Origin of the sequence: Tropicimonas aquimaris (assembly GCF_042676185.1) — a bacterium.
Lineage (GTDB): Bacteria > Pseudomonadota > Alphaproteobacteria > Rhodobacterales > Rhodobacteraceae > Tropicimonas > Tropicimonas aquimaris.
Genome location: NZ_JBHTJT010000050.1, coordinates 1 through 24875 on the forward strand (window position 1 = coordinate 1; position 24875 = coordinate 24875).

General features: G+C 67.3%; 24 protein-coding genes and 1 tRNA gene. 8 read left to right on the forward strand and 17 right to left on the reverse strand.

What is annotated here, in order from left to right; all coding sequences use genetic code 11:
- Positions 1–300 precede the first annotated feature (300 nt).
- From ACFQ2S_RS20385 to msrP, 4 genes are all read right to left on the reverse strand, one after another.
- A complete protein-coding gene (locus ACFQ2S_RS20385; protein ID WP_386077360.1) occupies positions 301–1335 on the reverse strand; it encodes a hypothetical protein in 1035 nt (344 codons plus the stop codon).
- 78 nt (positions 1336–1413) lie between these two features.
- Complete coding sequence (gene msrQ, locus ACFQ2S_RS20390) at positions 1414–2028, reverse strand: protein-methionine-sulfoxide reductase heme-binding subunit MsrQ (protein WP_386077622.1); 615 nt, start codon at positions 2026–2028, stop codon at positions 1414–1416.
- The gene (locus tag ACFQ2S_RS20395; RefSeq protein ID WP_281251220.1) at positions 2028–2234 is read right to left on the reverse strand and encodes a GDCCVxC domain-containing (seleno)protein; all 207 of its coding nucleotides are present in this window, start codon (positions 2232–2234) and stop codon (positions 2028–2030) included. The genes msrQ and ACFQ2S_RS20395 overlap by 1 nt, the downstream gene beginning before the upstream one ends.
- Positions 2235–2236: 2 nt before the next feature.
- A complete protein-coding gene (gene msrP, locus ACFQ2S_RS20400; RefSeq protein ID WP_386077361.1) occupies positions 2237–3166 on the reverse strand; it encodes a protein-methionine-sulfoxide reductase catalytic subunit MsrP in 930 nt (309 codons plus the stop codon).
- 343 nt (positions 3167–3509) lie between these two features.
- On the opposite strand from msrP, the gene ACFQ2S_RS20405 reads away from it, so the two are divergent.
- Positions 3510–3995, forward strand: a complete 486-nt coding sequence (locus ACFQ2S_RS20405; RefSeq protein ID WP_386077363.1) for a fasciclin domain-containing protein — start codon at positions 3510–3512, stop codon at positions 3993–3995.
- A 151-nt stretch (positions 3996–4146) separates the two neighbouring features.
- Here ACFQ2S_RS20405 and clpB read toward each other — a convergent pair whose 3' ends face one another.
- Positions 4147–6762 carry an ATP-dependent chaperone ClpB gene (gene clpB, locus ACFQ2S_RS20410; protein ID WP_386077365.1) on the reverse strand — a complete coding sequence of 872 codons (2616 nt, stop codon included), beginning with the start codon at positions 6760–6762 and terminating at the stop codon, positions 4147–4149.
- A 297-nt stretch (positions 6763–7059) separates the two neighbouring features.
- Between clpB and pyrF the strand changes: the two genes are divergently transcribed.
- Complete coding sequence (gene pyrF / locus ACFQ2S_RS20415) at positions 7060–7788, forward strand: orotidine-5'-phosphate decarboxylase (RefSeq protein ID WP_386077367.1); 729 nt, start codon at positions 7060–7062, stop codon at positions 7786–7788.
- A 197-nt stretch (positions 7789–7985) separates the two neighbouring features.
- On the opposite strand, the gene ACFQ2S_RS20420 is transcribed toward pyrF, so the two are convergent.
- The 3 genes from ACFQ2S_RS20420 to ACFQ2S_RS20430 all read right to left on the reverse strand — a co-directional run bounded on the left by ACFQ2S_RS20420 (position 7986) and on the right by ACFQ2S_RS20430 (position 9766).
- Positions 7986–8273 carry an NfeD family protein gene (locus ACFQ2S_RS20420; RefSeq protein ID WP_089233911.1) on the reverse strand — a complete coding sequence of 96 codons (288 nt, stop codon included), beginning with the start codon at positions 8271–8273 and terminating at the stop codon, positions 7986–7988.
- The gene (locus ACFQ2S_RS20425; RefSeq protein WP_386077369.1) at positions 8273–9163 is read right to left on the reverse strand and encodes an SPFH domain-containing protein; all 891 of its coding nucleotides are present in this window, start codon (positions 9161–9163) and stop codon (positions 8273–8275) included. The genes ACFQ2S_RS20420 and ACFQ2S_RS20425 overlap by 1 nt, the downstream gene beginning before the upstream one ends.
- Positions 9164–9340: 177 nt before the next feature.
- On the reverse strand, positions 9341–9766 hold the full coding sequence (locus ACFQ2S_RS20430; protein WP_386077371.1) for an NUDIX domain-containing protein: 426 nt from the start codon (positions 9764–9766) through the stop codon (positions 9341–9343).
- 169 nt (positions 9767–9935) lie between these two features.
- Between ACFQ2S_RS20430 and ACFQ2S_RS20435 the strand changes: the two genes are divergently transcribed.
- Entirely contained in the window at positions 9936–11189 is a 1254-nt protein-coding gene (locus ACFQ2S_RS20435) for a DNA polymerase IV (RefSeq protein WP_386077372.1), read from the forward strand.
- 269 nt (positions 11190–11458) lie between these two features.
- Here the strand turns inward: ACFQ2S_RS20435 and ACFQ2S_RS20440 are convergent, their stop codons facing one another.
- Positions 11459–12322 carry an N-formylglutamate amidohydrolase gene (locus ACFQ2S_RS20440; protein ID WP_386077373.1) on the reverse strand — a complete coding sequence of 288 codons (864 nt, stop codon included), beginning with the start codon at positions 12320–12322 and terminating at the stop codon, positions 11459–11461.
- A gap of 158 nt (positions 12323–12480) precedes the next feature.
- On the opposite strand from ACFQ2S_RS20440, the gene ACFQ2S_RS20445 reads away from it, so the two are divergent.
- The 3 genes from ACFQ2S_RS20445 (at position 12481) to ACFQ2S_RS20455 (ending at position 14867) form a co-directional block, all read left to right on the forward strand.
- Positions 12481–12555: transfer RNA gene (locus ACFQ2S_RS20445), tRNA-Val, on the forward strand.
- Between the two features lie 79 nt (positions 12556–12634).
- On the forward strand, positions 12635–12760 hold the full coding sequence (gene ykgO / locus ACFQ2S_RS20450; protein ID WP_089233906.1) for a type B 50S ribosomal protein L36: 126 nt from the start codon (positions 12635–12637) through the stop codon (positions 12758–12760).
- Between the two features lie 286 nt (positions 12761–13046).
- Positions 13047–14867 (forward strand): calcium-binding protein, encoded by a 1821-nt coding sequence (locus ACFQ2S_RS20455; RefSeq protein WP_386077374.1) that lies wholly within the window; start codon positions 13047–13049, stop codon positions 14865–14867.
- A gap of 42 nt (positions 14868–14909) precedes the next feature.
- Here ACFQ2S_RS20455 and ACFQ2S_RS20460 read toward each other — a convergent pair whose 3' ends face one another.
- Positions 14910–15371 carry an Lrp/AsnC family transcriptional regulator gene (locus ACFQ2S_RS20460; protein WP_217898320.1) on the reverse strand — a complete coding sequence of 154 codons (462 nt, stop codon included), beginning with the start codon at positions 15369–15371 and terminating at the stop codon, positions 14910–14912.
- Between the two features lie 153 nt (positions 15372–15524).
- Here ACFQ2S_RS20460 and ald point away from each other — a divergent pair, with 153 nt between their 5' ends.
- Positions 15525–16643, forward strand: a complete 1119-nt coding sequence (gene ald / locus ACFQ2S_RS20465) for an alanine dehydrogenase (RefSeq protein WP_386077375.1) — start codon at positions 15525–15527, stop codon at positions 16641–16643.
- A 25-nt stretch (positions 16644–16668) separates the two neighbouring features.
- Here ald and ACFQ2S_RS20470 read toward each other — a convergent pair whose 3' ends face one another.
- Together ACFQ2S_RS20470 and ACFQ2S_RS20475 are read right to left on the reverse strand one after the other, a co-directional pair.
- Positions 16669–18324: a peptidoglycan-binding protein gene (locus ACFQ2S_RS20470; protein WP_386077376.1), complete on the reverse strand. Its 1656-nt coding sequence runs from the start codon at positions 18322–18324 to the stop codon at positions 16669–16671.
- Positions 18325–18408: 84 nt separating this feature from the next.
- Complete coding sequence (locus tag ACFQ2S_RS20475; RefSeq protein ID WP_386077378.1) at positions 18409–19632, reverse strand: phenylacetate--CoA ligase family protein; 1224 nt, start codon at positions 19630–19632, stop codon at positions 18409–18411.
- Between the two features lie 334 nt (positions 19633–19966).
- Between ACFQ2S_RS20475 and ACFQ2S_RS20480 the strand changes: the two genes are divergently transcribed.
- On the forward strand, positions 19967–20116 hold the full coding sequence (locus ACFQ2S_RS20480; RefSeq protein ID WP_386077379.1) for a hypothetical protein: 150 nt from the start codon (positions 19967–19969) through the stop codon (positions 20114–20116).
- Between the two features lie 49 nt (positions 20117–20165).
- On the opposite strand, the gene ACFQ2S_RS20485 is transcribed toward ACFQ2S_RS20480, so the two are convergent.
- The 5 genes from ACFQ2S_RS20485 to ACFQ2S_RS20505 form a co-directional block, all read right to left on the reverse strand.
- Positions 20166–20996, reverse strand: coding sequence for an ABC transporter ATP-binding protein (locus tag ACFQ2S_RS20485; protein ID WP_386077381.1), 831 nt, complete (start codon positions 20994–20996; stop codon positions 20166–20168).
- A 74-nt stretch (positions 20997–21070) separates the two neighbouring features.
- Entirely contained in the window at positions 21071–22360 is a 1290-nt protein-coding gene (locus ACFQ2S_RS20490) for an ABC transporter substrate-binding protein (RefSeq protein WP_386077382.1), read from the reverse strand.
- An 87-nt stretch (positions 22361–22447) separates the two neighbouring features.
- Positions 22448–23524 (reverse strand): branched-chain amino acid ABC transporter permease, encoded by a 1077-nt coding sequence (locus ACFQ2S_RS20495; RefSeq protein WP_386077384.1) that lies wholly within the window; start codon positions 23522–23524, stop codon positions 22448–22450.
- Positions 23524–23793 carry a hypothetical protein gene (locus tag ACFQ2S_RS20500; RefSeq protein WP_386077386.1) on the reverse strand — a complete coding sequence of 90 codons (270 nt, stop codon included), beginning with the start codon at positions 23791–23793 and terminating at the stop codon, positions 23524–23526. Before ACFQ2S_RS20500 ends, ACFQ2S_RS20495 begins: the two co-directional genes overlap by 1 nt.
- Positions 23794–23848: 55 nt before the next feature.
- On the reverse strand, positions 23849–24802 hold the full coding sequence (locus ACFQ2S_RS20505) for a branched-chain amino acid ABC transporter permease (RefSeq protein WP_386077625.1): 954 nt from the start codon (positions 24800–24802) through the stop codon (positions 23849–23851).
- Between the last annotated feature and the right edge of the window lie 73 nt (positions 24803–24875).

The window sequence follows — 24875 nt, forward strand, 5'->3', positions numbered from 1 at the left end:
CGCCTCAGCGCCGCCGGTGAAGGGGGTTCTACGGATACTACCCGCAGGCCGCAAGGGGTTTTTTACATGAAGATGACAGTTTTTGCATCTCTTTTTGAATATCCATTAAAAACAATAACTTGGGCACCCATTTTTTCACCCACCCCGTCAGAAAAGCCTGCGGACGCCCATCTGGATCGGGTGCGGCGGGGCGATTTTCGGGCGATTTCGGACTTCTCCACAGACTCGCCCACAGAATCCGCCGGAACATCCGCCGAGTCGCCTTCGCGAGTCGTCCGAATCCGGCCTGAACGGGCCGAGTCAGGCAGCCCCCGCCTTCTTCGCGCCCCGCTTCCGCTTGGCGAGCTGCGCCTGCAGCCGCTCGTTCTCTCTCTTAAGCCGGTTGAGTTCCCGGGCGATGTCCTCGACCGTCTCCGGCCCCCAGAGATCCGCCTCCGGCGGAAACGACGGCGCCGGCAGGTCGAGCCCGTACCGCTCGCGGAGCAGGTCCGCCTCGGGCCCCGCGATCTCCATGATCGCCTCCCGCGTCTCGGGTGGCAGGAAGAACCGCTGCCCACGGATCCGGCTGAACACGGCGCCGGGTGCCCGCGCCCGTTCCGGATTCGGACGCCCCTCGATCAGCACCGGCTCTATCCGGTTCAGTGCATCCGCCAGCAGCACCGCCTCGTGGCTCAGGCTCTCGTTGGTGTCGGTCCGGCTGAGCTGGCCGATTTGGCTGTCCTCCAGTCCGAGAATGCCGAAGAAATCCCGCACCACGTCGCCACCCTGAAGCTGGGTGCGATCGAAGGGGCGCAGCACGAGCTCGCATTTCTCCAGCGCGGGGCCGAATTGCTCCAGCTTCTCGGACCAGCGCCGGACGTTCCGGTCGGGCGTGAAGTCCTTCAGCTGCATGTTTCCCATCTTGATGTGCTGCTGCACGCCACTGAAGACCAGCGACGCGGGGTGCCGCAGATAGCAGATCACGACGACGCGCCGCGCCTTGGTCAGCAGGAAATCCACCAACCGCTCGAAGGACAGTGCGTCCTGCGTCACGAAGCTCTCGCTGGACAGGATCAGGTTGGGCGTTTCCGCCGTCGCCATCTCCGCCTCGATGCGGGCGCGGTATTCCAGCGCCTCGGCGCGAACCTCGTCCGACGTCCGCCCGTCGCGCCAGTGGTTCCGCTTCGGCGCGGGGTTGTCGACGAAGGACTGGCCCAGAAGGAAGTGGTTCCGGATGCCGGAAGGGTAGTGATAGCCGAACTCGCGCAGGAGATCCCTGGACTGATGCGCCGTCGCCTGGATCGACGAGCTTCCGGTCTTGCCGGTGCCGATGTGAAGATAGGCGGTGGCGAACATGGGCGATCCTCCGGGTCAGTCATCGCGCGCCACGGTTCCACGTTCCCCCGTGGCGGGCAAGCACCCAGTGGGCCGCCCTCAGGTCCGGGCCGCGGACCGGGAGCGGAGCAACCGGCCGGGGCGCAGGCGCAGCGCCAGCAGGCCGAGGATCGCGGCCAGATAGTAGAACGGCTCGACCTGCCAGCCCTTCACCACCATGACGAAATGCACCGCGCCGAGCGGCACCACCAAGTAGGTCAGCCGGTGCAGCCGCCGCCACCGCTCTCCGCCGAGCCGGCGCAGCGCCCAGTTGTTCGAGGTCAGCGCCAACGGGATCATCAAGACGAAGGCGACCATGCCGATGGTGATGTAGGGCCGCTTGAGAATGTCGCCCCAGATCTGCGCGGGGATCTGCACGTCCAGCACCAGCCAGACGGCCAGGTGCGCCGCTATATAATAGAACCCGAGCAAGCCGATGGCCCGGCGGAACCGGACCAGCCGCAGCCCCGCGTGGCGCTGCAGGGGCGTGATCGCCAGCGTCGCGATCAGCAGCCACAAGCCCCAGAGCCCCAGCCGATGCTCGATCGCCTTCACCGGATCGACGCCGAGGTCACCCCGGATGCCGGCCCAGAACAGCCAGATCACCGGCAGCGCGCCAAGCGGATACAGCACCCAGGCCGGGACGCGGCGCAGCGCGGAATTGATCGGGTCCATCAGGTGCAACACCCCTGTCCTTCCTGAACCGGCGGGCATGGCACGTCCCCGTAGGAACAGAAGACGCAGCAATCGCCGGGGCGCGGCCGCAGCAGCGCCGCACAGGCCGGGCATTCGTAAAACCAGACGCAGGCATTCCCGGGCATGTCCTCCCGGCTGCGATGGCCGCAGCGCGGGCAGGTCAATGTCGAGACGGTCTGCGTCACCGTCAGTAGTACTTCGCCAGGTCCATCCCGTCGTAGAGCGACGCGACCTCCTGACCGTATCCATTGAACATCAGCGTCGGCTTTCGCCGGGCCAGCAACCCGCCGCCCACCTCACGCTCGGAAGCCTGGCTCCAGCGCGGATGGCTCACTTCCGGGTTCACGTTGGAATAGAAGCCATATTCCCGCGGCTGAGACTTGTTCCAGCTCGTCGGGGGTTCGCTGTCGGTCAGGGTAATGCGCACGATCGACTTGATCGACTTGAAGCCGTACTTCCACGGCACCACCAGCCGGATCGGCGCGCCGTTCTGGTTCGGCATCGGCTCGTCGTAGAGTCCCGTCGCAAGGATCGTCAGCGGGTTCATCGCCTCGTCAAGCCGCAGCCCCTCCACATAGGGCCAGTCGATCACGCGGGTGCGCACGCCCGGCATCTCTTCCGGCCTCAGCGCGGTCTCGAAGGCCACGTATTTCGCCGAAGGCTGCACACCCACGCGGTTCAGCATGTCGGCCAGCTCGAAGCCGACCCAGGGCACGACCATCGACCAGGCCTCGACACAACGAAAGCGATAGATCCGCTCCTCCAACGTCGTGCCGGCCAGAACGTCGTCCATTGTCCAGGTACCGGGCTTGTCCACCAACCCGTCGATCTGCACCTGCCAGCCGTCGGTGGTCAGCATGTGCGCGTTGCGCGCCGGATCTTCCTTGCCCGTACCGAACTCGTAGAAGTTGTTGTAGGACGTCACCGCCTCGTAGCTCGTCGGCTCTTCGACGGTCGAATATTGCGACGGTTTCGCCGCCAGCCCGGCACGCGCCACGCCGGCGATCCCGCCCGCAGCCAGACCGGCGGCAGCGGCGATCACCTGGCGACGGTTCAGCCAGGCCACCTTCGGGGTCACCTGCGACCAGGTGAGATCGTTTTTCCAGCGTCCGGCCATCTCTGCCCTCCTGTTGCGCTTTCCCCCTTGTACGATATTCCAAAGCATCCCGCGCCCCTCCGAAACGAAATCTCACGCGAAAGTTGGCACTCGTCACCGCGTCGGCCCACCGCGCCATCGCGCGGGGCAGTCTCGCGGAGATCACGTCCATTCATCAAAAGGTGACTTGATTCTGCGAAAGCCCCGGGCTTAGCGCGCAGAACCTCCGGATCAAGCCCATGCCCGGCGTTCTTTTACCCGTTCCCGAACATCCAGACGGCGTCTCCCACCGTAGCCCTGATAACGTCCCAGACGGGCGTGCCAGAACCAACTGGAAACAACATTGGCTACGGAGATGACCAAAATGATTCGCAGAACTTTCCTCGCCCTCGCTTCCGCCACCATGCTTTCCGCCCCGGCCTTTGCCGGCAGCCACAGCATGGACATCGTCGACACCGCCGTCGGCGCCGGCTCCTTCGAAACCCTCGTCGCCGCGGTGACCGCCGCCGGCCTGGTCGACACGCTGAAGGGCGAAGGCCCGTTCACCGTCTTCGCGCCGACCGACGAAGCCTTCGCCGCGCTGCCCGAAGGCACGGTCGAGTCGCTGTTGCTGCCGGAGAACAAGGACCAGCTGGTCTCGATCCTCACCTACCACGTCGTTCCGGCCAAGGTGATGTCGAGCGAGCTTGCCGGCCAGACCGTGACCGCCAAGACGGTGAACGGCGGTGAGCTCATGGTCGATGGCCGCGACGGCGTAAAGGTTAACGACGCCATGGTCGTGCAGGCCGACATCGAGGCCTCCAACGGCGTCATCCACGTCGTCGACAAGGTGATCCTGCCCGAGGGCTGAGTCCGAGCGGCCCTGCCGCCATCTCACGAAAAGGGGCGCGCCGCAGCAGCGACGCGCCCCGTTTTTCTCTCCGACCCCACCAGCAAGGCCCAGCCTGTCTTCCTGGCTGCAATACCCCCGCCGGAGGCAGCGCGCGGCAGCGCGCTCCCGATCAGTGAACCACGGCATCCTCTGGCGGCTGCCGGTTTGTCGAGCCGATGTGGTCGCCCACGATCAGCCCCTCCGCCCCGGCAGAAACCGTGACAGTATCGCCCTCGGCCACGTCGCCGGCCAGGATCATCTCGGCCAGTTCGTTCTGCAGCGCCTTCTGGATCACCCGCTTCAGCGGACGCGCGCCGAACACCGGGTCGTAGCCCTCGTCGGCCAGCCACTTCCGCGCCGCCTCGTCCAGATCCAGCGAGATGCCCCGCCGCGCCAGACGCTTCTCCAGCAAACCGACCTGGATATCGACGATCCCGTCCATGTCGCGCCGGCTGAGCCGGTCGAAGATGATTGTCTCGTCCAGCCGGTTCAGGAACTCGGGCCGGAAATGCGCCTTCACCGCATCCATCACGTCGCGCTTGGCCTCCGAGGCATCCGCCCCATCGGGAAGCTGGCTCAACGCCTGCGCCCCGAGGTTGGAGGTCAGCACGATCAGCGTCTGCTTGAAATCCACCGTCCGGCCCTGCCCGTCGGTCAACTGACCGTCGTCAAGCACCTGCAGCAGCACGTTGAACACGTCCGGATGCGCCTTCTCGACTTCGTCGAACAGCACCACCTGGTAGGGCCGGCGCCGCACGGCCTCGGTCAGCACACCGCCCTCGTCATAGCCCACGTAGCCCGGAGGCGCACCGATCAGGCGGGCCACCGCGTGTTTCTCCATGAACTCCGACATGTCGATACGCACCATCGCACTGTCATCGTCGAACAGGAACTCCGCCAGCGCCTTGGTCAGCTCGGTCTTGCCGACACCGGTCGGCCCGAGGAACAGGAACGAGCCCAGCGGCCGCGATTCCTCATTGAGCCCGGCACGCGCCCTGCGGACCGCATTCGCCACCGCAGTCACCGCCTGCCGCTGGCCGATCACGCGCTTGCCGATCTCCTCTTCCATGCGCAAGAGCTTCTCGCGCTCGCCCTCCAGCATCCGCGTGGTCGGAATTCCGGTCCAGCGTTCCACGACCTCGGCGATCTGCTCGGGCCGCACGGCCTCCTCGACCATCACGTCGTCCTCGGAGTTTTCAGCCTCGGCGAGCTGCTTCTCGAGCTGCGGGATGACGCCATAGGACAGCTCCCCGGCCTTGGCCAGGTTGCCCTCGCGCTTGGCGATATCCAGCTCCGCCCGCGCCTGGTCGAGCTGCTCCTTGAGGTTGCGCGCCGAATCGAGCTTGTCGCGCTCCGACTGCCAGCGCGCGGTCATCTCGGCCGAGCGCTGCTGAAGGTTCGACAGCTCCTCTTCCAGCTTGTCCAGCCGGGTCCGCGAGGCCTGGTCGTCCTCCTTCTTGAGCGCTTCCGCCTCGATCTGCTTCTGCAGAATCTCGCGGTCGAGCGCATCGAGCTCTTCCGGCTTCGAATCCACCGCCATCCGCAGACGGCTCGCCGCCTCGTCCATCAGGTCGATCGCCTTGTCCGGCAGGAACCGGTCGGTGATGTAGCGATGGCTGAGCGTCGAGGCCGCCACCAGCGCGCTGTCCGAAATCCGGACCCCGTGATGCAGCTCGTACTTCTCCTTGATGCCGCGCAGGATGGAGATCGTGTCCTCCACCGTCGGCTCCTCGACCATGATCGGCTGGAACCGCCGCGCCAACGCCGCGTCCTTCTCGACGTGCTTGCGGTACTCGTCGATCGTCGTCGCGCCCACGCAGTGCAGCTCGCCCCGCGCCAGCGCCGGCTTCAGCAGGTTGGAGGCGTCCATCGCCCCATCCGCCTTGCCCGCGCCCACCAGCGTGTGCATCTCGTCGATGAACAGGATGATCTCGCCCGCCGCGGCGGTGATCTCCGCCAGAACCGCCTTCAGCCGCTCCTCGAACTCGCCGCGGTACTTCGCGCCGGCAATCAGCGAGCCCATGTCGAGCGCCATCAGCGTCTTGTTGCGCAGGCTCTCCGGCACGTCGCCGTTGATGATGCGCAGCGCAAGGCCCTCGGCGATCGCCGTCTTGCCGACGCCGGGTTCGCCGATCAGCACCGGGTTGTTCTTGGTCCGCCGGCTCAGCACCTGCATGGTGCGCCGGATCTCGTCGTCGCGGCCGATGATCGGGTCGATCTTGCCCTCGCGCGCCGCCGCCGTCAGGTCGCGGGCGTATTTCTTGAGCGCGTCATAGCCTTCCTCGGCGCTCGCCGTGTCGGCGGTCCGGCCCTTGCGCACGTCATTGATCGCGGCGTTCAGCGCCTGCGCGGTCACCGCCCCCGCTTCCAGCGCCTCCTTGGCGCCCGAACGCACCACCGCCAGCGCGGTCAGGATGCGCTCCACCGGCACGAAACTGTCGCCCGCCTTGGTGGCGATCTTCTCGGCCTCGTCCAGCACGCGGCTCATCTTCTGGTCCAGATAGACCTGCGCCCCGTCGCCCGACACCTTCGGCTGCTTGGCAAGCTGCGCTTCCACGGCCTCCCGCACCCGCTCCGGCGCGCCGCCCGACCGCTTGATCAGGTTGGCCGCAAGCCCCTCTTCGTCATCCAGCAAGGCCTTCAGCAGATGCTCCGGCACCAGCCTCTGGTGCTCTTCCCGCATCGCGATGGTCTGCGCAGCCTGAAGGAACCCGCGCGACCGCTCCGTGAACTTCTCCATGTTCATCGGTCTCTCCTTTTCCAAAGCGCCTGCCAGGATTTCGCCGCCCGTCCGGCGGCACGGCGATGTCGCAGGCCTCGTCAGCGATATGGGAAGCGAAACCGCCCGGCTCAAGCCGCACTGTCACATTTTTCACACAGCAACTTTCGTGCCCCCAGCCCTCTCCTGCCCGGAAATTTCCCCGGCGAGAGCGCGGCCGCATGGGCCGCAACGGGGACAGACAGTCCCCCGGCCACCGCCGCCACAGGCTTGACCCGCATGTAAAGCAGCGCCATGACGGCCCCGATCAACCGGAGAACCGCCATGCCACAGCCCGCAGCCGACGACCGCCTGATCGTCGCCCTCGACGTCCCCGACGCCCTCGCAGGGCTGAAACTGGCCACCGAAATCGGCGACGCCGTCTCCTTCTACAAGATCGGCCTCGGCATGCTGACCGGCGGCGGGCTGGCACTGGCCAACGAACTCAAGGCCGAACACGGCAAGCGCATCTTTCTCGACATGAAGCTCTTCGACATCGGCGCGACCGTCGAGGCGGCCGTGCGCGGGCTCGCGCAATTCGACCTCGATTTCCTGACCGTCCACGGTGACCCCCATGTCGTGCGCGCCGCGCAGGAAGGCAAGGGGGCGAGCGAGCTCAGGATCCTCGCCGTCACCATCCTCACCTCGCTCGACCGTGCCGACCTCGACGCCAGCCTGATCCGGCCCGGCGACCTGCCGGAGATCGTCCTCGAACGCGCCGCCCGGGCGCTCTCCGCCGGGGCCGACGGGGTGATCGCCTCGCCGCAGGAAGCCGCCCTGATCCGCGCCCTTCCCGAAGCGGAAGGCAAGCTCATCGTGACGCCGGGCGTCCGCCCCGCCGGCGCCGACCTCGGCGACCAGAAACGCGTCGCCACCCCGGCGCAGGCGGTTGCGGACGGCGCCGATCACGTGGTGGTGGGCCGCCCGGTCTGGCAGGCCGAGGACCCGCGCGCCGCCTCCCAGGCCATCGTCGCCGAGCTCAACAGCCCGCAGGCTCTCCGCGCCAACGCCTGATCGGGCCGGCAAAGGGGGCTCCCCTCGCGGCTCGACGCTGCCGCGCCTCGCCCCCTTGGGGCCGGGCGCGCCTGCGGCGCGTCCCCGCGCCCGTGGCGGACGCCCCCCCTTGCCGGGCACGACCGCGGCGTCTTCTGTCCGGAAATATCCCGCCGGAGCCAATCGCGCGCCAGCGCGATCCTCTGCCCCAATGAGGCTCAATCCTCGTTGATGTCCTCGTCGAACGTCTTCACCGACCCGCCAGACAGCCCGAATATCCGCTTCAGCGCCAGCCAGGCCACGAGCGAGAGCACGGCAAAGACCAGGAACAGCAGCGGCAGCGACCCGGCCATCATCGCCCCGAGCGGCCCGCCGACCCAGAGCAGCAGCCCGGTCGCCAGCGCCCCCACCGCGAAGCCCAGAAAGATCCATCCCGGCGCCAGCACCTCGAGGATCGCCAGCACCAGCCCGGCGATCACCCAGGCCCACCAGGTGCTCCAGACCATCAGCCACGCCCCCGCAACATCTTGAACGCGTCACCGAAGGCCTCGGCGGCATTCGCCGGCAGCACGATGGTCTGCTTGCCCTCGCCGTTGCCGAGGTTGTTCAGCGCCTCGACCTGCTTCAGCGCCACCTGGTACTGCGCCGCTTCGATCCCGTTATCGCGGATCGCCGCCGCTACCACGCCGGTGGCATAGGCCTCCGCATCCGCCTGGATCCGCCGCGCCTTGGCGACCTGCTCGGCGGCATAGAGCTCCGCATCCGCGTTGAGCTCGATCGCCCGCTTCTGGCCCTCGGCCCGGGTCACCGCGGCGCGGCGCTCCCGCTCGGCGTTGAGCTGCTGCAGCATGGCGTCCCGCGTCGCCTGGTCGAGATTGACGTCCAGGATCTCCGCCCGGGTCACCTCGATCCCCCAGTCGTCCACCGCGGATTCGACGCTGGTCTTGATCTGATCGATCAGCTGCGAGCGGTTCGACTGCACCTCGTCGAGGTCCATCTTGCCGATCTCGGCCCGCACGATCCCCGCGACGGTCGTGGCGATCGCCCCGTCCACGTCGCGGATCCGGTAGACCGTCTTTTCCGGCTCGAGGATGCGGTAGAACACCGATGTGTCGATCTGCACCAGCACGTTGTCCTTGGTGATCGCATCCTGGGTGGCGTTGGGCAGCTGCCGCTCCAGGATCGACACCTTGTGCGCGACCCGGTCGAGAAACGGCACGATCAGGTTCAGGCCCGGCCCGAGCACCGCCCGCAAACGGCCGAACCGCTCCACCACGTATTTCTCGGATTGCGGCACGATCCGCACCCCGAGAAAGACACAGAGCAGAATGAAGGCCGCAAGAAGCAGCACCACCACCGAGCCGCCAGAAAGGGAGAAAAGAATATCTTCGAGCATGGGACCGCTTTCGTCTGCCAGCAAATCTTGCAGGACTATGCCGGTCGCATGTGAAAACAAAAAGGCGCGAATGGTCCGATTGCAGGAAACCGGGAGCGGATGTGGCGCGGGAGCGGCATCGGCGCTGCTGCGCGGCGACGATCAGCCGAGCGCCTCCCACCAGTGGCACAGCGCACCCTACAACTCCGGAACGGCGTTCGGATGGGCGATGAAACGGGGCACGCCCATCATCTCCCAACGCTGGCCCTCCTCGCCAAAGACGATCGCCTCGACCAGCGCCGGCGGGATGCGGGCGACGAAGAAGACGCCCGCGATCCGCTGCGGCTGATACTTGTGGAACCGGTCGGCATGGACGACCGACGCCGCCGGGACCCGGATGCCGAATTCCTCGTGCGTCTCGCGCAGCGCGCAGTCGAGCGCCGTCTCCCCCGGCTCGCTCTCGCCGCCCGGAAGATCCCATTGGCCCGGGTTCGGGATATGCGCAAAGTCGTCCCTGAGGTAACTCACCAGATGGTCGCCGCAGATTAGGGCGATCTTTGCTCCCAGAACATCGCGGCTGGCGGTCCAGTCCCGCGCCACCGGTCTCGTCTCGATCACCGCCATCCGTTCCCTTCCGTCCCGCCTTCACTTAGCGCGCCCCGCCAACGAGGCAAACCCAAGGCGCCTGGCTGCAGGGGGCGCCAGCCCGCCCACGGAACAAATCCGTTGCGCCCGGTCCGTCCCCTCCCCTATCCCGTCTGCACCACAGGTTCCCAGCTAAGGGCCCCGCGCCATGCCCGCGCTCTGCCGCGATTGCCTGCACAGTTTCGAGACCGGCCGCCGCTGCACGGCCTGCGGCTCGCCGCGCGTGATCGCCCATCCCGAACTCTTCGACCTCGCCATAGCCCACATGGATTGCGACGCCTTCTATGCTTCTGTGGAAAAGCGCGACGACCCGAGCCTCGCCGACAAGCCGGTGATCGTCGGCGGCGGCAAGCGCGGGGTGGTCTCCACCTGCTGCTATATCGCCCGCACCTACGGCGTGCGTTCGGCGATGCCGATGTTCCAGGCGCTGAAGCTCTGCCCGCAGGCCGTGGTGATCAAGCCGCGGGGAGAGGCCTACGCCGCGGCCTCCCGTGCAATCCGCGGGATGATGGAGGAGCTGACCCCGGCCATCGAGCCGCTGTCGCTCGACGAGGCCTTCATCGACCTCACCGGCACCGCGCGGCTTCACCATGCACCACCCGCGGTGATGCTGGCCCGGCTGGTGCGCCGGATGGAGCAGGAACTGGGCCTCTCCGGCTCGATCGGGCTCAGCCACAACAAGTTTCTGGCCAAGGTCGCGTCCGACCTCGACAAGCCCCGCGGCTTCGCGGTGATCGGCAAGGCCGAGACAGCCGATTTCCTGCGCGACCAGCCCGTGCGCCTGATCTGGGGCGTGGGCGAGGCCTTCCAGTCCTCGCTCGACCGCGCCGGCATCCGCACCTTCGGCGACCTGCTCCGCTGGGACCGCAAGGACCTGCATGCCCGGTTCGGCGCCTCGGGCGACCGGCTCTGGCACCTGGCGCGCGGCGAGGACCGCCGCCGCGTGACCCGCAACGCCCCGGTCAAGTCGATCTCCAGCGAGACCACCTTCTTCGAGGACACCGCCGACCGCGACCTGCTGGACGGTCATATCTGGCGCCTCGCCGAGAAGGTCTCGGACCGGGCCAAGGCCAGGGGATCGGCCGGGCGCGTGGTGACGCTCAAGCTGAAACGGGCGAGCCACGCCCTGCTCACGCGGCGCCGCGCGCTGGAGGACGCCACCCAGGTCGCCGACCGGATCTACCGCACCGCGCGCAGCCTGCTGGACCAGGTCGAGGAGCCGGGGCCGTTCCGGCTGATCGGCGTCGGCCTGTCGGACCTGGTGCCCGAGGCCCAGGCCGACCTCTCCGGCGATCTGCTCGACCCCGCCGCCGAGCGCCGCGCCCGCGCCGAACGCGCCACCGACCGAATTCGCGCCCGCTTCGGCGCGGAGGCCATCCTCAAGGGGCGCTCCCTGCGCTGACCGCCACGCCATCGGCAAACGGCCAGGGGCTCCCGCCCGGGCTCGACGCCTTGCGGCGTCTCCCCCGGTTGGGCCGGGCCGCGCCTTGCGGCGCGGCGGTCGCGCTCTCGCCCGAGGGAGATGCCCGCTGGAAATCGGCTTTGCGGCCGTCTCGGCCTGCAGGCCGAAGGCCTGCGACGCCCAACAGCTTTTCCGCCCCGGCACGGGGGCGGGTAAGCTGGCGGGAGCCGTTGATCACCGGATAGAACAATCGACTGGAGCGCTATGCCCTATTCGGCCGCGAGCGGGAGCGATGCCGCGCGTCCGATCTCCACGATCTCTTCGATGATGCCCTTCAGCATCGCCCGGAAATCGCTGAAATGCTGGCTGGGCCGGACGGCACGCTCGTCCATGTAAAGCGCCCGGTCGATCTCTACCTGGACCACGTGCTGCCGACGGGACGGCTTGCCGTAATGCTGGGTGATGAAGGCCCCCGCGAAGGGCGCGTTGCGCACCACCCGCAGGCCGGCCCGGACAAAGGCCGCTTCCACCGCATCGATCACATCCGGTGCGCAGGCCGCGCCGAACCGGTCGCCCAGCACCACCTGCGGCCGGCGTCCAAGGGCGCCGGGCATGGAGAGCACCGCCTCGTGCGGCATCGAATGGCAGTCGATCAGGATCGCCCGGCCGAACTGCGCCTTGCTCTCGTCGAGCAGCTGCTGGAGCTGGCCGTGGTAGGGCCGCCAGACCTCGGAGATCCGCTCCCGCGCCTCCGCCAGTTCTATTTTGCCGCGATAGATCGCCCGACCGTTGGCGACCACCCGGGGAATCACCCCCAGCCCGGAGGTCACCCGCGGGTTGTGAGTCACCGCCCGCACGCCGCGTACCACCGCCGGGTCGAGCTCGTCGGCCCCGCGGTTCAGATCCACATAGGCCCGCGGCGCCAGCGCCGCCAGCAGCGGCGCACCGAGGCCCGGGGCGGTGTTGAACAGCCGGTCGACGAAGGCATCCTCGGAGGAGCGGATCGACATCTCGTCCAGCACGGACTTCCTCAGGAAATCCCAGCTGTAATCGCGCCCGCTGTGCGGCGAGGCAAAGACCACGCCCGTGGTATGCTCCTTCGGCAGGTCCAGTCTGTAGGGAAGTATCGCCATGCTGTCTCCTTGCAGACCATATAGCGACAAATTTTCCTCTGCCAAAAGCCCTTGAACCCGCCGGGGCTTCGCTTTATACGCCCCTCCACCGACGCGGAAACGACCCGCGTTCTTTTCCTTTGTGGAGCGGGACACGGCGGGCACGATTCGGCGAAGGCGGGCGGTTAGCTCAGCGGTAGAGCACTACGTTGACATCGTAGGGGTCACTGGTTCGATCCCAGTACCGCCCACCATTGAATTCGGGCCGGAAACGGCTCGCTGGCGAAACAAACGGCGCCGTCTCAGCGCCTGCGACAGAGGAAAGGGAAGACCATGAAGGTCCGCAACTCGCTCCGCTCGCTGAAATCGCGGCACCGGGATTGCCGTATCGTGCGCCGCAAGGGCCGCGTATACGTCATCAACAAGACCCAGCGCCGCTTCAAGGCCCGCCAGGGCTGATCAGCGCAGCTTGAAGACCAGATCAGAGGCCGTGGAAATTTCCGCGGCCTCTTTCTTTTGCGCGCCCGCTCCCCCGTCACGGCCCCCGTCACAGACCGTCACGGCCCCCGTCACAGACCGTCACGGCCCTAGGCCCCGGAGCGCGACGGCCGGCGGCAGATTCCCGAAGCGTGACCCCGATCCCACCAGCCGCACCCCGCTGCAGCCTCTCCGTTGACCGGCCGAATCACCCCTGCTACGCCTTTGGAAAAAGATAATTGGCATAGCGCAAAAGGCAGAGGCACAGATGCAGTTGAAACGATCCAACCCAGAAGTTCTCGTGGGTTCCGTAGGGTATACCCCGTCCGGCACCTCCCCCGATATCACCACGCTGGCCGACGGCCGGCTTCTTGTGGTCTGGACCGAAACCCTCGGTCGCCCGACCGAAGAATTCGACGACGTCGACGGCGCGATCTTCGCCCGGATCTTCAATTCCAGCGGCAAGCCCCTCGGCGACGCCTTCCAGGTAAACGACTGGCAGCCCTTCACACAGGACAGCCCGCAGGTCGTCGCGCTCGATGACGGCGGCTTCGCGATCGGATGGACCCACCGCGCCGAATACGGCGACCACGATCACGACAACGATGTCTTCGTGAAGACCTACGACTCGGACGGCGAGCCGTCCGGCCGCGTCGTGACCCGCGACCTGGTGATCGACGAACCGGGCAACGATCCCGACAACGATCCGCAGTTGCTCGAGATGGTCGCGCTCTCCAACAACCGCATCGGTTTCGCCGTCGACTTCAATGCGGGCGCCCCCGAATCCTACTTCTACACGCTGAGCGCCAATGGCACCGACAGCGGCGACGGCACCAGCGATTCCAACCGGCACAGCCTCGATCTCGTCGGCAACCCCGACATGGTGCAGCTGGAGAACGGCGACATCGTGCGCGCCTTCACCTCGCGGGACCCGCTGGTCGGCGACACCCATTATGACATCGTGATCACCATCACCGATGAATACTTCGGCGCGCCGACCGGCATTCCGGGCGTCTATGCGCCGCTGGAATTCTGGATTTACAACGATCCCGACACCCGCAAGGGCGACATGGAACTGGCCGCGCTCACCGGCGGCGGCTTTGCCATCGCCTACGCGGAACGCACCGGCGACGGCACCTCGGACGTGCATGTCGACATCCTCACCGACTTCGGCCAGATCGAGTTCCAGAACACGATTGTCAGCCGCAAGCTTGGCATTGCCTATGACGTCGCCGATATCGACATGCTCGGCCTGTCGAACGGCATGATCGCCCTCGCGGTCGTGATGCACGATGCCACGGGCGGAACCACCGGTGTGGACCTGTTTCTGCTCGATGCCGATGGCAAGCAGATCGACAAGAAGCAGGTCAGCACCTACGACATCGGCAAACAGGCGGCCCCCTCGCTCACCGAAACGGCAGACGGCCGAATCGCTGTCGTCTTCACCGACACCTCCGGAAAGCTGATCGACGGCGACACCGACACGCTCCACATGTCCTTCTTCGACATCAAGGGGCCCAGCGGCCGTTTCGTCGGCACCAATGACGACGACCTGCTGCGCGGCCTCGGCGGAAACGACACCCTGATCGGTCTCGGCGGCAACGACACGCTCTATGGCGGGCGCAACCGCGACACCCTGCGCGGCGGCGACAACAACGACACGCTCGTCGGCGGGTCCGGCAACGACTTCCTCGGCGGCGGCGCGGCGCGCGACGTGCTCAAGGGCCAGGCCGGCAACGACGGCCTGAACGGCGGCAGCGGCAACGACCGGCTGAACGGCGGCACGGGCAATGACATGCTGCGCGGCGGCAGCGGCGTCGACACGATGACCGGCAGTGACGGCGCGGATATCTTCGTCTTCTCGGGCGACATCGGCGAGGATACGGTGACGGATTTCGAGATCGGCACCGACACGCTGCGCTTCCGCAAGGGCAATGGCGAGGCCGAAAGCTTCCGGCAGTTCGTCAACAACGCCGATCAGGTCGGCAAGAAGGTCGTCTACGACAAGGGCGGCGACGGCGAAGACACGATCACGCTGCTCGGCACCCAGCTCGACGACCTGTCCCGCTCGGATTTCGACTTCCTCTGAGACCGCATCCGGCCGGGGCCGCCCATCGCGCGGCCCCGCGCCTCACCCCGGCACCGGATAGCCGCGCCACCCCTTGATCGAGCGCAGCGCGAAGCTGGTCTGCATCCCCGACACCCCCGGCAAACGGCCCAGGCAATTGCGGTGGATGTTGTCGTAATCGGCGACGTCCCGCGCCACGATCCGCAGGATGTAATCCGCCGTCCCGGTGGTCAGCACGCATTCGAGTATCTCGTCATAGAGCATCACCGCGCGTTCGAAGGCGTTCATCGCCTCCTGGCTCTGGGAGGTCAGAGTGATCTCGACGAAAACCAGCAGATCGAGCCCCAGCGCCTTGGGATTCACCCGCGCCGAATAGCCGTCGATCAGCCCGCCCGCCTCCAGCAGCTTGACCCTCCGGTGGCAGGCCGATGTGGACAGCCCGATCCGCTCGGCCAGCTCCGCAACGGGAATGTTCGACTCTCTCTGCAACTCCCGAAGAATCTGTGCATCGAAGCGGTCCAGCATGTGGTTCACCTATTTCCCCTCAACGTCGGAAATTTTACCGCACAGCCCGGAGTATGCACACAAAATTCGAAACTCCCGCGGAACCGCCTCCGGTATCCTTGTTGCATTTGCATCGAACGACACACGCAACCAGAACAGGGAAGCAACAGGGCCATGAAGATCGGTGTCCCCAAGGAGATCAAGAACCACGAGTACCGCGTCGGGCTTACGCCGGAATCCACCGCCGAGCTGGTGGCCCACGGCCATAGCGTGCTGGTCGAGACCGGCGCAGGGCTCGGCATCGGCGCACATGACGAAGCCTACCGCGCCGCTGGCGCGCGGATCGCCCCCGGTGCCGCCGAGGTCTTTGGCGAAGCCGCGATGATCGTGAAGGTCAAGGAGCCGCAGGCCGCCGAATGCGCCATGCTGCGCAAGGGCCAGCTGCTCTACACCTATCTCCACCTGGCGCCGGACCCGGACCAGACCCGCGCGCTGCTCGCCTCCGGCGCGACCGCCATCGCCTACGAGACCGTCACCAGCCCCTCCGGCGGACTGCCGCTGCTGAAACCGATGAGCCAGGTCGCGGGGCGGATGTCGATCCAGGCCGGCGCCACGGCGCTGGAAAAGGCCCATGGCGGCCGCGGCGTGCTGCTCGGCGGCGTGCCGGGCGTTGCGCCGGGCCGGGTCGTGGTCCTTGGCGGCGGGGTGGTCGGCTTCAACGCCGCGCAAATGGCCGTCGGCCTCGGCGCCGACGTGACGATCCTCGACCGCAGCCCCGAAGTGCTGGAGCGTCTCGCCACTCATTTCGAGAGCCGCGCCAAGACCGCCTATTCCACCCGGACCCGCGTGGCCGAGCTGATCGCCGAGGCCGACCTCGTGATCGGTGCCGTGCTGATCCCCGGCGCCGCCGCGCCCAAGCTCGTCACCCGCGCCGACCTCGCGACGATGAAGCAGGGCGCGGTTCTGGTGGATGTCGCCATCGACCAGGGCGGCTGTTTCGAGACCGCGCGCGCCACCACCCATGCCGAGCCGACCTACGAGGTCGACGGCATCGTGCATTACTGCGTCGCCAACATGCCCGGCGCGGTGGCCCGCACCTCGACCTACGCGCTCAACAACGTCACCCTGCCCCATGCCCTGCGCATGGCCGATCTCGGCTGGCAGGAGGCGCTGCGCCGCGACAAGCACCTGCGCAACGGCCTGAACGTCTGGAACGGGCAGATCACCTGTGAGGCCGTGGCCGATGCGCTCGGCTACGACCTGCACAGCGCCGAGGATGCGCTGGCCGCCTGAGCCGGCGCGGTTGGGATCGGGCGCCTCAGCGCCCGGTCCCGAACAGGCTCCCGAAATCCGACAGCATCGCGACCACAGTCTCCTCGCCGACATAGCCTGTCGGCTGCAGCCCGCGGCTGCGCTGGAACCGGCGGATCGCCGCACGGGTGTCGTCGTCGAACGTGCCGTCGACCAGCCCCGGATCATGCCCGAGCTGCTCCAGCCGGCGCTCGATCACCATCCGCGAGGTCGGTGTCATCTGCAGCGCCGCTTCGGCCGCCTGCGCCGCCTTGTCCGCCTCGCTGCCGGCGCCCTCAAGAGCCTCTATCCGCTCCCGCGCCGTCTCGGCCCGCGCGCCATCCGGATGGGCCTCGAGATAGGCGCGATAGGCGGTGACCGTGCCGGCCTTGCGCGCCGCGGTCCAGTCCTGCCGGTCCTGCCGCGCCGCAACCTCCTGCGCCTCCGCCTCGATCCGCGCCAGGCGCTCCCGCGCGATCGGCGCGAACAGCCCGTCCGGATAACGGTCGAGATAGGTCCGAAGCCCGGCCTCGTCCGCGCCCTCGTTCAGCGCCGCCCAGGTCTCCCGGTCGGCCTTTTCCCGCTCGAGCTGGGCCCGGCGCTCCTCGGCCTCAATCTCCGCCTGCCGGCGCTCCGCCTGGAATGCCAGCCGGCCGATCTGCCGCTCGTTCAGGTAGCTCGTGGACGGGAATCCGTTCGCCGTCTGGAACCGCGAGATCGCGGCCCGACTCGCCGGCCCGAAGACCCCGTCCGCCCCGCCAGGCGCGTGGCCCAGCACGGCGAGGTTCTCCTGGATGACCCGGCGCGAGGCCCGGTCCAGCTCCAGAGCCTCCTCGATCAGCCGCGCATCCCGGTCGGGCTCGTTCCGGATCTTCTCCACCGCGGCGCGCGCCTCGGTGGCAAAGAACCCTTGCGGATAGCGCTGCAGATAGCCCTCGTAGGCCGCCATGCTGTCCTGCGCCTGCGCCGCCTGCCAGAGCGCCCGCTCCACCTCGGCCGCATTCGGCGGCGCTGGGGGGCGCTCCGCCCCGAGCGGCAGGAACTCCACCGCCTCCGACAGGAACCCCGCCCCGGCGACGCCGCTCGACGCGGCGATCGCCTCCGGCAGGGTCCGCCCCTCCTGCAGCAGCTGGTTGGCGACGAAATCGGCCACCTGTTCCGCGCCGCCCTGCACCAGCGTCACCCCCTGCGGGGGCTCCACCTGCGGGCCGGCGCTCAGCCCGTCGCCCGGACCGGCCACGGCCGTCGCATTGCCGAGCGCGACCACGGACCGCCCCTGCACCCGCGCCGCGATCTGCAGCACCGTCTCGATGGAGAGCCCCACGTCATCCGCCGTCGCCAGGTCCGGCATCCGCTCCAGCCCCTCCACCAGCAGCCAGCTTCGCCCGCCGCCACTGACGAAGCTGCCCGAGAGGTGCACCAGCACCCGCTCCTCCTGCGCCAGGTCGCGCATGAAGGTCGACAGCGCCGCACGCATCTCTGTAATCGAGCCCGCATCGGCGGTGATCACCTCGAACCCCGCGCGCCGCAGCGCCTCCGCGGTGTCGGTGATCTCCGGGGTTCGCAGCAACCCGCGCCGCTGCGCCTCAGGCGCGCCGATCACCAGCGCGCGGTCGGCCGCCGCCGGCAGCGCGACCGTACAAGCCAGCCCGGCGAGCAGGGGCAGCATCATCAGCCTTTTCATTCTTGTCTCCGCAAACCTGCCATTGCATCGAACTGTAAGCATGAGGCGCAGGTTATTGAATAGCAGCGCGCGGAAGACCCGGCTTCAGTCGTAAGTCCGCCGATCCTCGATCACGACACCGTCCTTGGGCAGGTCCCCCGGCGCCAGAACCTCGACCGATCCGCGCAGCTTCAGCAGGTCGTGCACGTCCTCGGCATATTCGGTCCAGTCGCCGCCCTCGGCCTCGATCTGCACGTGCAGCTTGTCCATCTCGTCCTCGCGGGTCACGATCACCCGCGCCTTGTGGACATGGCTGTGCCGCGCCACCAGCGCCGCCACCTGCTCCGGCCGCACGAACATGCCCTTCACCTTGGTCGTCTGGTCGGCCCGGCCCATCCAGCCCTTGATCCGCGCATTGGTCCGCCCGCAGGGGCTCTCGCCCGGCAGCCAGGCACTCATGTCGCCGGTGGCGAAGCGGATCAGCGGGTAGTCGGGGTTGAGCGAGGTCACCAGGATCTCGCCCACCTCGCCCGGTCCCACCGGATCGCCGGTGCCGGGGGTGACGATCTCCACGATCACGCCCTCGTCCACGATCATCCCCTCCATCGCCTCCGATTCGTAGGCGACGTTGCCGAGATCGGCCGTGGCGTAGCATTGCACGCAGGTGATCCCCCGGTCGGCATAGGACTGGCGCAGCGACGGGAAGAGCGCCCCGCCCGACACCGCGGCCCGCGCGATCCGGAGCTCCACGCCCAGCTCGTCGGCCCGCTCCAGGATCACCTTCAGGAAATCGGGCGTGCCGGCATAGGCCGTGGTGCCGACATCCGCCGCCGCGCGCACCTGCAGCTCGGTCTGCCCGGTGCCCGCCGGCAGCACCGCCGCGCCCACGGCCCGCGCCCCGCTCTCGAACATCGCGCCCGCCGGGGTCAGGTGATAGCCGAAGCAGTTCTGCACGATATCGCCTTTGTCGATCCCCGCGGCGTGGAGGAACCGGCCCAGCCGCCACCAGTCCGGCGCGCTGACCATGCCAGGTTCATAGAGCGGCCCGGGCGACTGGAAGATATTGTCGAACCCATGCGCCGGCCGCGCCGCGAACCCGCCCAGCGGCACCACCGCCGACTGCTTCGCCCCAAGCTCCGACTTGCGCAGCACCGGCAAGGCGGCGAGCGCCGCCACATCCACGATCTTGCCCGGATCGACGTCGGCCAGCGTCTCCGCGTAGCCACTCAGCGCCTTGGCGGCCGCGATCTGCTTTGGCAGCGCCTCCGCCAGCGCCGCCGCCCGCTTGTCCGCCGACCGCGTCTCCAGCTTGTCGAAATGTCTGGCCATCTACCACTTTCCTCCGTGCTGCCCGCTGCGGCCGCCATCGGCAGGCCGGGGCCTTGCGTCTCCGCCGCCATCATCACGGCGGCACGGGCCCGGCGCAACTCCCTGCATGGGTATTCCCGCTCCCCGGCCCGTGCAGGGCACCTCTCTGCGGAAGCCCGCAGAATCGTTGCGACACAGGCCACGATGGCCTCCCAAACGCTCCGAAGATCCGCCCCTCGGCGCCCACGCCCGGCGAAAATGCCGCGGAATTCTCCGACACATGCAAGGCTTGCACTCTTTTCCCTGAGGGCAACTGAAGGAGACCAACGAGATCCGCGCGCCCCCGGAACTTGACTTGCTGTCACCGCCCGGCTCGCCTTTCGATGTCCTCGGCGACACGCTCGACACCGGCGCGGACGGGCAGGTCAACGACGACGCCATGGCCGCCTCCGGAACCCACCTCCCGGAGACCTGCGAGGTGCGTGACTGGACCACCTTCGCCTGAGACAGGTCCGACGGGCCGCGATTGCCCCGGCTCGCTCCCGCGCCGCGCCTCAGCTCAGCCAGCGCTTGCGGCGGCGATAGGAGCGCACGTCGCGGAACGACTTGCGCCCCTCGTCGCCCACCCCGAGGTAGAATTCCTTCACATCCGGGTTCTCGCGCAGCTCCGCCGCCGGCCCGTCCATCACCACGCGGCCGGATTCCAGGATGTAACCGTAATGGGCGTACCGCAGCGCCACGTTCGTATTCTGCTCGGCCAGCAGGAAGCTCACGCCCTCCCCCTCGTTGACCGATTTTACGATCTCGAAGATCTGCTCCACCAGCTGCGGCGCCAGCCCCATCGACGGCTCGTCGAGCAGGATCGTCTCCGGCCGGCTCATCAGCGCCCGCCCGATCGCGCACATCTGCTGCTCGCCGCCCGAGGTATAACCCGCCTGGCTCCTGCGCCGCTCCTTCAGCCGGGGGAAGTAGGAATAGACCATCTCGAGGTCGGCATCGATCGCCCCCTTGCCGTCCCCGCGGGTATAGGCGCCGGTCAGCAGGTTCTCCTCCACCGTCAGGTGCTCGAAGCAGTGCCGCCCCTCCATCACCTGGATCACCCCGCGCTTCACCAGCTTGGCCGGGTCCAGATCCTGCACCACCTCGCCACGATAGCGGATCGAGCCCTTCGTCACCTCGCCGCGCTCCGAATGCAGCAGGTTCGAGATCGCCTTCAGCGTCGTCGTCTTGCCCGCGCCATTGCCGCCGAGCAGGGCGGTCACCCCGCCCCGAGGCACGCTGAGCGACACCCCCTTCAGCACGAGGATCACGTGATTGTAGATCACCTCGATATTGTTCACCTCCAGAAGCAGGTCGGAGCTCTCGGCAGGGGCGGCATCCAGCATTTCGGTCTTCTTCTTGGCTAAAATACCCATATCCCGCCGGCAGCCACCCATGGCCGCCGGCGGGGGTCGTCAGATCACTCGCAGGTCTCGTTCACCGGCCAGGGCGCGTTCGCCTCGGCGTATTCGACGGACTTCGCTTCTTCCAGCGGCGCGATGAAGGCCGCGTCGGCCGTCAGCAGGTCGCTGGCCTGGACGAACTTTTCGCCGTCCCATTCCAGCATCCAGCCGCCCGAATGCCCGGTGTGATCCGAGCACGAGGTCTTGAACGGCGGCACCATGCCGGTCATCCCCAGCTCCTCCAGCCGCTCGGCGGAGATGTCGAGGTTCTCCAGCCCCCAGCGCAGCTCCTCGGCATTGATCTCGCCCTTGCCGAAATGATCCTGCGCGGCCTTGATGCCCTCGGCCAGGATCATCGAGATCACCAGTCCGCGCTGGTAGAACACGCTGTTGAGATCCTCCTGCTGGCTCAGCCCGGCATCGACCACGTGGGTCTTGATGTCGGCCATCACTGGCGCGTCGGGCTGCGGCATCGACCAGGAGATCGACTTGTAGCCCTTGCCGTCGGCGCCGACCTGCTTGAGGTCCTCGTCATGCCCGGCCCACCAGACGCCGATGAACTGGTCCATCGGGTACTTGGTCTTGACCGCCTCGGTGATGGCGCCGGCGTTCATCGCGCCCCAGCCCCACATCACCACGTTGTCCGGCCGCTCGCGGCGGATCTGCAGCCATTGCGCGGACTGGTTCTGCATCTCCTTCAGGCCGACCGGGATCGGCACCAGCTCGAAGCCGTATTCCGCCGCCATCGCCTCCAGCACCGGGATCGGCTCCTTGCCGAACGGATGGTCGAGGTGCAGCAGCACGATCTTCTTGCCGCTGAGCGAGCCCATGTCGCCGCCCGCGATGTACTGCATGATCATCGAGGCCGCGTCCCAGTAGGAGGCCGGCGGGTTGAACGCCCACTGGAAAACCTTGCCGTTGGCCATCGGCGAGAAGCCGTAGCCCGGCGCCAGGATCGGGATGTTGTCGGTGTTGGTCTTCGGCAGAACCTGCAGCGTGATGCCGGTCGACCAGGGCTGGGTCACCACGGCCTGCGCCTTGGTCCGCTCGTAGCATTCCACGCCCTTCTCGGTGGAATAGCCGGTCTCGCATTCGTCGAAATCGATCGGCACGCCGCCGATGCCGCCATCGCGCGCGTTGAGCATCGCCATGTAGTCGGCCTGCCCGTTCATCAGCGGAATGCCCGTCGCCGCAAAGGGCCCGGTGCGATAGCTGAGGTTCGGGGTATAGATCCCTTCCGCGAGCACCGGGGCGGCGAGCCCGAGGCTCAGCGCGCCGGCCATCGCCAGCTTGGTAAAGGTCTTCATGTCTTTCCTCCCTGAATGAACATGTTCGACGTCTCGTTTGCGCGGGTGCTCCTCCCGGATGTCACCTGTCTCCTCGTGCCGCCCCCCTCAATGCGGGAACGGCCAGATGATCAGCTTCTCCCGGATCAGCCGCCACAGCGCGTTCAGCCCGTGCGGCTCGATGATGAGGAAGAAGATGATCAGGCTGCCCACGATCATGATGTTGAGATGCTCCAGCAGCGCCGATTCCACCTCGATCCCGAGCGCCCGCGGCACCGTGTTCAGCACCACCGGCAGCCCCACAATCAGGATCGCGCCAAGGTAGTTGCCGAGGATCGACCCCAGCCCCCCGATGATCGCGATGAACAGCACCCGGAACGACAGCGGAATGTCGAAGAGGTTCGGCTCCGCCGCCCCCCGCCACATGAACACGAACAGCGCCCCTGCCACGCCCACGATATAGGACGAGACCGCGAAGGCCGTGAGCTTGGAGCGCATCAGGTTGATCCCGATCAGCTCGGCCGCGATGTCCATGTCCCGCGTCGCTTTCCAGGTCCGGCCCAGATTGCCACGGGTCAGATTGATGGCGAGGTAGGTGAGCAGGCTGACGATCGTCAGAACCAGGTAGTATTGCGTGATCGAGCTGGCCTGCGGCCCGGACACGTACAGACCAAAGATGTCGAGGTTCGGCACCTGGATCGCGCCCGAAGCGTTGTAATTGTAGAGCCAGGCCCATTTCTCGAACAGCCAGACCAGAAAGAACTGCGCCGCCAGCGTCGCGATGGCGAGGTAGAAGCCCTTGATCCGCAAGCTCGGGATGCCGAACATCACCCCCACGCCCGCCGAGAACACCCCCGACAGCAGGATCGCCACTACCGGGTTCAGCCAGGGCATCAGCGTGACCATCTTGTAGCAGGCATAGGCGCCCACCCCCATGAAGGCCCCGGTCCCCAGCGAGAGCTGCCCGGCAAACCCCGTCAGGATGTTCAGCCCGAGCGCGGCCAGCGAATAGATCAGGATCGGCGTCAGCAGCGTCTGAAAGGTGAACTCGCTCGCGGTAAGCGGAAACACCACCCAGGCGCAGATCAGGATCACGCCGAGCAGGAAGGCATCCTGCCTGATCGGAAACAGCGCCTGATCGGTCCGGTAGGACGTCTTGAACTGGCCGGCAGTGCGATAGAGCATCAGGAGGGTTCCCCGGCATCGGCGTATTTCTCGGGCTCCCGGAGCTGCTCCGGCACCGCCTTGTTGGGCCGCCGCGCGTAGCCGGTGCGCTCGCTGTGCCGCACCAGCCACATGTAGGCCCAGATCCCCGCCGCGGCACCGAGCGCGGCCAGTATCATCGCCACGACCACCTGCCCGCCGGCCTCGGACCCGCCTGTCAGCGCGAGGTAGCCGAAGGCCCAGAAGCCCGACCACGCCACGACGTTCAGGATCGCTATCAGCTTTGCCACGTCATCCTCCTCCCAAAGAGCCGCGCCTCCTCCGGCGCGGCCGCCTTCGTCTCCGTCACACCCGCTCGATGATCTTTTCGCCGAACAGGCCCTGCGGCCGGAACAACAGCACGATCAGCGCCAGCACATAGGCAAACCAGCTCTCGGTGTTTCCCCCAAGCAGCGGCCCGCCCCAGTAGATCTCGAACATCTTCTCCAGCATCCCGATCATCAGCCCGCCGATGATGGCCCCGGTGATCGATTCGAGCCCGCCCAGCATCAGCACCGGCAGCGCCTTGTAGGCGATCACCTCCAGCGCAAAGGACACGCCCGCGCGGCTGCCCCAGGCGATGCCCGTCACCAGCGCGATGATCCCGGCGATGAACCAGACCAGCACCCAGACCGTCTGCAGCGAGATGCCCACCGACAGCGCCGCCTGGTGATCGTCTCCCAGCGCCCGGATCGCCCGTCCCATCCGAGTCTTGTTGAGAAACAGCAGCAGCGCCGTCACCAGCAGCACCGCCACGACCACCGCCGTGATGTCGATATGCTGCAGGATCAGCAGCCCGCCGAAGGGCTCCAGCACGAAATCGCCGGTGGGAATTCCCAGCTCCTCGGTGATCATCTGCTTGTTCTCGCCGCCAAAGATGATCTCGCCGAACCCGATCAGGAACAGCGTGATGCCGATGGTCGCCATGAACAGGATGATGTCCGGCTGCCCGACCAGCGGCCGCAGCACCACCCGCTCCACCGTGACCGCCAGCCCGAACATAACGCCAAGCGTCAGCACCACCGAGATCCAGGCCGGCACCCCCATCTCGTGCAGCCCCACCAGCGTCAGCGCCGCGAACACGACCATGATGCCCTGCGCAAAGTTGAAGATCCGGCTGGAGCGATAGATCAGCACGAAGCCGAGCGCGATCAGCGAATAGAGCACGCCCGACACCAGCCCCTCCCAGAGCACCTGCATCAGGAAGTCCGGCGCCTCCACCATCTCGGCGAAGGGCGCTACGAAGATCTTGTTCAGCAACTCCATGCCATACCTTCCGCTGTCTGTCTGGATTTCCGGTCGCAACCGGCGGTCGAAACGACCGGACCGGCGA